We start from the raw sequence: 708 nt of genomic DNA, 5'->3' as shown, positions 1-708 counted from the left end.
CGAGCCCATAGTTCCGAATGCTGCGAGGTGTATAGATGACCTCTTTGCCATGGTCAGTGACAAAGGCGGGCCAACCTCATCTTCTTGCTGCTTCTACTAAACCGAGGAAATACTCCTCATCGTCCCGGCTGTTTGGATTGGGAAATCCCGCACATCTCGCGGTTTCTCTGATGGAAAAACTTGGATAGGTTCCCGGGGTGTTAGTCTCTACCAGCCCTGCGAATCCTAGTTGGAATGCGCACGTCTCGGTTTCGCTCTTGGCTGATAAAATGCCGATTACAGTATTCGCAAATTGAGCAACTGGTTGCCCATCACTCGGATCGGTTGGGTAAGAAACGCCTTCTATGTCAAGTTGCTGGATTCGCTCATTAATTTCGGCTCTTATTTTAGTGATGTCCTCACCTTGATTATTCATCGCGAGCGCAAAAGCAGAGTCATATCCTGCAACCAATGCAATAGGTGTCCGTGACTGCTCAGTTTCTCTTGAAAAGAAAGCCACTAGTCCTGCGATTACAAGAGCAGAGAGTATTCCCATAGCCCACTTTTCAGCATCGCTCCATTCACGGTTTAGAAAACTCATTTCGGCCCCTCAATCCTACAAATCCGAGGCGCAGTCTAGCCAGTGTGGCGAGAAGCGTAAAACTCTTGCTGAGCAAATGTCCCTAAGCGGCCATTCACATTGATCTATCCAAGGTCGGCTTCGTCCGC

The 708-nt window shown here is 49.0% G+C and carries 1 protein-coding gene; it reads right to left on the bottom strand.

Annotated elements, in window-relative coordinates:
• Positions 1–76: 76 nt before the first annotated feature.
• Positions 77–580, bottom strand: a complete 504-nt coding sequence (locus ACR0BU_RS24750) for a hypothetical protein (RefSeq protein WP_480739590.1) — start codon at positions 578–580, stop codon at positions 77–79.
• Between the last annotated feature and the right edge of the window lie 128 nt (positions 581–708).

The organism is Ruegeria sp. CK2 (assembly GCF_056536585.1).
This window is presented reverse-complemented; position numbering and strand designations above follow the sequence as displayed.

Coding starts and splice junctions, on each gene's coding strand:
- ACR0BU_RS24750 (WP_480739590.1), bottom strand. CDS start 580: ATGAGTTTTCTAAACCGTGAATGGAGCGATGCTGAAAAGTGGGCTATG.